The sequence below is a fragment of the Streptomyces pathocidini genome, from assembly GCF_001418495.1.
GTDB classification, from domain to species: domain Bacteria; phylum Actinomycetota; class Actinomycetes; order Streptomycetales; family Streptomycetaceae; genus Streptomyces; species Streptomyces pathocidini.
Window position 1 is genome coordinate 1 of the sequence record NZ_LIQY01000554.1, and the last position, 5,460, is coordinate 5,460.

Below are 5,460 nucleotides of genomic sequence, written 5' to 3' on the forward strand. Positions count from 1 at the left end.
TACGCGGGGCGCGCACCGCGGGCGCGCTGTCCGTGGCGGTCCCCACCGGACCCTGCGACGAGGCGGAGCTGCGCGCGGCGGGCGCCGACGTCGTACTGCCCGGCGGGTTGGCCGACTTCCCGGCCTGGCTGGATGCCTACGCCGCTGAGCGGCGGCCCGCACGACACGGGCGGCCCGGGGACGTGGCCCGATCCGAACCCGGAGCTGGCTCCCGATCCGGGGCAGGGTCCACTCAGGAGCCGAAGGCACCGACACCGACACCGACACCGACGCGGGCGCCGATGCCGATGCCGGGTCGGGGTCCCCGGCGTAAGGCTCACAGCGCGGTCGACTGCGGCCCGGCCGCTGGGTGTGTGTACCGCGCCGCCGACCGGAGTTGGAACGCGCCGACCGGCGTCAGAACGCGCCGACCCGGTGCCAGAACGCGCCACACGACGTCGGAAACGCGCCGTAATTCCGTCGGCACGCGCCGCATGACGTCGGAGCGCGCCATCTCCGTCGGCACGCGGCACGCGCCGTCCCGTTGCGCCTCCGGGCCCCGCGCGGTCCGGTGTTACGCCGCCGCGCCCCGTGCCCCGCGCGCCTCGCGCCTCTGCGCCGCGGCGGACCGCAGCACCCCCGCCCCTGCGATCGCGAAGCCCGCGCCCATGAGCATGGAGACGAAGTAGGCGGCGGACGGGAGGGGTTCGGAGCCCAGGAACAGGGGCGCCACCGTCGCCAGGGTGGCGATCGCGCCGATCAGGAACACGATCGCGCCCGCGCGTACGAGCCGGTCGCCCGCGCCGGAGGCTGTGCCGGGTGCGGAGTGGGCGCTCTCGCGCCGGGTTTCGTCAGTCACCCGACCAGGGTAGGTCCGCTCCAGGATCGGAACGGGACCACCCGGTGCCGTCTTGTCACCAGGCACGGGACCATTAGCCTTGGAGGCGGCGGGCTCGGCAGCCCGCTGTAGTGCTATCCAGAGCTGTTTTGTTCTGGTTTCCACGACGAGTACGAGGACGAGGACAGACGTGCCTACCGGCAAGGTCAAGTGGTTCAACAGCGAGAAGGGCTTCGGCTTTCTCTCCCGGGACGACGGCGGCGACGTCTTCGTGCACTCCTCCGTGCTGCCCGAGGGAGTGGACGCGCTCAAGCCCGGCCAGCGCGTGGAGTTCGGCGTGGTCGCCGGTCAGCGCGGGGACCAGGCGCTCTCGGTGACCCTCCTCGACCCGGCCCCGTCGGTCGCCGCGGCACAGCGCCGCAAGCCGGACGAGCTCGCGTCGATCGTCCAGGACCTCACGACGCTGCTGGAGAGCGTCTCGCAGCAGCTCGAGCGCGGCCGTTACCCCGACAAGGCCCACGGTCACAAGATCGCGGGCATGCTGCGCGCGGTGGCCGACCAGTTGGATGTGTAGCCGTCACGGCCAGTTGAACGGGTAGCCGTCACGAGAGCACGGCGCACTACGAGAGCAGTAGCACGGCGCAGCACGGTCACGAGAGCACGGCGCATCACGAGAGCGCGGCGTGGAAGAACTCGGACGAAGCGGAAGAAATCAGACGAAGTCGAGTGCCTCGCGGTCGAGGGGCGGTACGAGCCCCTCGACCGCGGCGCGTGTGAGCAGGGCCCGCACGGCCGCGTAGCCCTCGTCGCCGAGGCCGGCTGTGAACTCGTTGACGTACAGCCCGATGTGCTGGTCCGCGACATCCGGATCCATCTCCTGCGCGTGCTCCATCACGTAGTCGCGTGAGGCTTCCGGGTCGGCCCACGCCATCCGCACCGAGTCGCGTGCCGCCGCCGCCAGTTCGCGCAGCCGCTCCGCGCCGAGGTCGCGCCGGGCGACGATCGCGCCGAGCGGGATGGGCAGGCCGGTGGTGGCCTCCCAGTGCTCGCCCATGTCGGCGAGCCGGTGCAGGCCGTAGTTCTGGTACGTGAAGCGGGCCTCGTGGATGACGAGTCCGGCGTCGACCTTGCCGTCCCGCACGGCGGGCATGATCTCGTGGAACGGCAGCACCACGACCTCGCCGACCCCGCCCGGCACCTGCTCGGTGGCCCACAGCCGGAACAGCAGGTACGCGGTCGAGCGCTCGCTCGGCACGGCGACCGTGCGGCCGGCCAGGTCCGCGGGCGCGCCCGGCTCGCGCGTGAGGACCAGCGGCCCGCAGCCGCGGCCCAGCGCCCCGCCGCAGGGCAGCAGCGCGTACGTGTCGAGGATCCACGGCAGCGTCCCGTACGACACCTTGAGCACGTCCAGTTCGCCGCGCTCGGCCAGGCCGTTGGTGATGTCCACGTCGGCGAAGGTGACGTCGAGCGCGGGGGCGCCGGGGACGTGCCCGTGCGCCCAGGCGTGGAAGACGAAGGTGTCGTTGGGGCAGGGCGAGTACGCGATGGAGAGCGGGGCATGGCTGCCCTCGTCACTGCCCTGGAGGTCGCGCGGGTCGCTCATCGGGACTCCTCCTCGGTGGGTCCGGTGGCCTCGGCCGCGGTGGCCTCGCCTGCGGTGGCCTCGCCTGCGGTGGCCTTGTCCGTGGTCGCCTCGTCCGTGGTGGCCTCGGCCGCGATGACTCCGTCCGTGATGGCTTCGTCGGCGGTGGCCGCGTCTTCGCCGGTGGCCGGGTCGACGCCGGTGGCCGGGTCGGCGGTCGTCGTCGGGTAGGTCGTCGTGGTCGGGGTGATCAGCTTGCCGAATCGGGCGAGGGCCTCGGTCAGCGCCGCGAGCGCGTCGGGGATGCGCCAGGCCGCGCGGTCGCGGGGGCCGACGGCGTTCGAGATCGCGCGGATCTCCAGCACCGGTACGCCGTGCGCGGCGGCGGCCTCGGCGACCCCGAAGCCCTCCATCGCCTCGGCGGCGGCGCGCGGATGGCGCGCGAGCAGCGCGGCGGCGCTCTCGGCGGAGCCGGTCACGGTGGAGACGGTGAGTACGGGCGCGTGCACGGCGCCCAGCGCCTCGGCTACGCGCCGGGCGCGTGCGCCGGGCGGGAGGTGGACGGTCCGGCCGAAGCCGAGTTCGTCCACGGACCGGAAGCCGTCCGGGGTCTCGGCGCCCAGGTCGGCGGCGACGATCTCCTCCGCGACGACCACGCTGCCCACGGGCGCCACTCCGGTGAAGCCTCCGCCGATCCCGGCGGAGACCACGAGCTCGTAGGGGTTCCCGGCGAGGGCCTTCGAAGTCAGCGCCGCAGAGGTCCCGGCCGCGGCGGCGGCGGGCCCGACGCCGGCGGCAAGAACATCGGCGGCGAGGACGTCGGCGGACGCCAGCCCGGCCGTCACCGCGTCCGCTTCCGCCTGCACGGCGGTCACGACGAGGACGCGCATGCCGGGCACGGGCACTCCTCTGGCCGGGAACGTTCGCCTGGAGCCGGGTCGGTCGGGCGAGTCGGTCAGGCGGGTCGATCAGGCGGGCTGGTCGGGCGGGGCAGTCAGGCGCGGTCGAGGGTGTACTGCCACACACCCTTCGCCTGGCCCGACTTGTCGACCTCGATGATCGCGATCTGTGCGGTCCTCGGGACGCCCGAGGTGCCGGTGGCGCTCTGCTGCGGGGCGAAGACCTCGTCGAAGTCGAAGGAGCGGTACGTGTCCCTGCTGGCCTCGGACATCGTGCCCTGGCCGTTGACGACCATGGCCCAGCCCGACTCCGCGACCTCCGGGTCGACGCCGATCCGGACCCGCTGCCCGTCGTGGACCGTGAGCTTGTGGCCGGACTTCGAGCCGATGCAGTCCGTCAGGGCCTTCTGGGACAGCTTCTCGCCCTTGTCGTAGCAGGTGGCCTCGGCGGAGACGGAGTTCGAGCCCACCGTGACGGTCGCCTTGGGGGACGGCTTCTCGCACGCCGAGAGGGCGACGAGCCCGAGGGCGACGGCACCGGCGGCGATCGCGGTGCGGCGGGTCCTGCTCCGATGCTGAGTCAAGGTGCGGCTCTGCCGCGGGGCACACGTCATGCGCGAAGGCTATCTGCCGCCCCTTCTCACGCCACGCGGGGGTGCGGCGTGCCGCGCCTGGCGGCCGTCAGCAGCCCTCGTACGGTCGCGAACGCCCCGGCGGCGAGCAGTGCCGAGGCCACGGCCATGCCGAGTACGGGGCTCAGCGGCAGCGAGATGCCGATCGCGCCGCCCACCACCCACGCCATCTGCAGCAGCGTCTCGGAGCGGGCGAACGCGGAGGCGCGCACCTCCTCGGGCACGTCGCGCTGGATCAGCGCGTCCAGCGACAGCTTGGACAGCGCCTGGGTGAACCCGGCCGCCGCGGTGAGGATCACGATCGTCACCGGGTTGAAGAACACGGCCGCCAACAGGGCGGCGCCCAGCGCCAGTCCGAGCACGGCGGCGATGATGCGCTCCGGCGTACGCGACCTGAACCAGGCGCCGACCGCCGTGCCGATCGCGTTCCCCGCGCCGGCCGCGACCCCCACGACCCCCAGTGAGACGGCCGCGCTGTGCCCGCCCAGCGGGTGCTCGCGCAGCAGGAACGCCAGAAAGAAGATGAGGAAGCCGGAGAGGGCGCGGTGTACGGCGTTGGCCTCCAGGCCGTGGAACACCGAGGGGCCGACGGTCCGCAGGCCGGGCTTCTTCGGCCTGGCCTTGCTCTCCACGCCGCCGGGGCGGAGCCGGAGGAGCCAGGCGGGGCCGTGGGGGAGGCGGCCCCGCTCGGCCCCCGGCTCCTCCAGGTGCTCTCCCTTGAGGCCCATGTGACGGGTGGGGTGGGGGTGTTCGATGAACCGGGCCTTCGCCTCGCCCTTCGCGGAGTCGACCTTGTGCGGCAGCGTGAACGCGAGGTACGTGCCGAGTGCGAAGACGGCGCACGCGCCGTACAGCGGGTACCTCGGGCCGATCGCCTGGAGACCCGCGCCGACCGGCGCCGCGACTCCGGTCGCGAGCAGACCGCCGAGCGTCACCCGGGAGTTCGCCTTCACGAGGGCGAAGCGGGGCGGGAGCAGGCGGGGGACGACGGCGCTGCGCACCACCCCGTACGCCTTGGAGGCCACCAGGACGCCGAGTGCGGCCGGGTACAGCTCGATGCCGCCGGTGGCGACGGCGCCGGACAGGGTCAGCGCGAGCAGCGCCCGCGCGAGCATCGCGCCCGCCATGGCCGCGCGGCGGCCGTGCGGGAAGCGGTCGAGGATCGGGCCGATCACGGGGGCGAGGAGGGTGAAGGGGGCCATGGTGATCGCGAGGTAGAGCGCGACCCGGCCGCGCGCCTCGTCCGTCGGTACGGAGAAGAAGACGGTGGAGGCGAGGGCGATGGTGATCAGCATGTCGCCCGCGCCGTTGACCATGTGCAGCTCGATCAGCTTGCCGAGGCCGGACTCGCCCGCGCCGTGCGCGTGGGTGGCGCGGCGGATACCGCGGGCCGTGGCGGTGAAGGGCCATTGGAGCACCCGCCCGACGGCCGCACCGATGCGGCCGAGCGGACCTGCTGTTCTCCCGGCCGCGGACGACCACTCGCCTGCCACCCCGTCATAGTGCCGCACGTTGGGCGGGGGGTGGGGG

The 5,460-nt window shown here is 73.6% G+C and carries 5 protein-coding genes and 2 pseudogenes; 2 read left to right on the forward strand and 5 right to left on the reverse strand.

Annotation, left to right across the window (positions count from 1 at the left end; all coding sequences use genetic code 11):
* Positions 1-149: pseudogene (locus AOK16_RS28715) on the forward strand (HAD family hydrolase); the annotation flags it as partial.
* A gap of 404 nt (positions 150-553) precedes the next feature.
* On the opposite strand, the gene AOK16_RS22420 reads toward AOK16_RS28715, so the two are convergent.
* Positions 554-838, reverse strand: coding sequence for a hypothetical protein (locus AOK16_RS22420; protein WP_055473974.1), 285 nt, complete (start codon positions 836-838; stop codon positions 554-556).
* A 169-nt stretch (positions 839-1,007) separates the two neighbouring features.
* Here AOK16_RS22420 and AOK16_RS29020 point away from each other — a divergent pair, with 169 nt between their 5' ends.
* Positions 1,008-1,391, forward strand: coding sequence for a cold-shock protein (locus tag AOK16_RS29020; RefSeq protein WP_055473975.1), 384 nt, complete (start codon positions 1,008-1,010; stop codon positions 1,389-1,391).
* 138 nt (positions 1,392-1,529) lie between these two features.
* On the opposite strand, the gene AOK16_RS22430 is transcribed toward AOK16_RS29020, so the two are convergent.
* The 4 genes and pseudogenes from AOK16_RS22430 to AOK16_RS22445 all read right to left on the reverse strand — a co-directional run bounded on the left by AOK16_RS22430 (position 1,530) and on the right by AOK16_RS22445 (position 5,441).
* Positions 1,530-2,420 (reverse strand): 1,4-dihydroxy-6-naphtoate synthase, encoded by an 891-nt coding sequence (locus AOK16_RS22430; protein WP_055473976.1) that lies wholly within the window; start codon positions 2,418-2,420, stop codon positions 1,530-1,532.
* Positions 2,421-2,662: 242 nt separating this feature from the next.
* Positions 2,663-3,289 (reverse strand): annotated as a pseudogene (locus AOK16_RS22435) (futalosine hydrolase); the annotation flags it as partial.
* Positions 3,290-3,393: 104 nt separating this feature from the next.
* Positions 3,394-3,882 carry a hypothetical protein gene (locus AOK16_RS22440; RefSeq protein WP_240483699.1) on the reverse strand — a complete coding sequence of 163 codons (489 nt, stop codon included), beginning with the start codon at positions 3,880-3,882 and terminating at the stop codon, positions 3,394-3,396.
* Positions 3,883-3,938: 56 nt separating this feature from the next.
* Positions 3,939-5,441, reverse strand: coding sequence for an MFS transporter (locus tag AOK16_RS22445; RefSeq protein WP_055473978.1), 1,503 nt, complete (start codon positions 5,439-5,441; stop codon positions 3,939-3,941).
* Positions 5,442-5,460 lie beyond the last annotated feature (19 nt).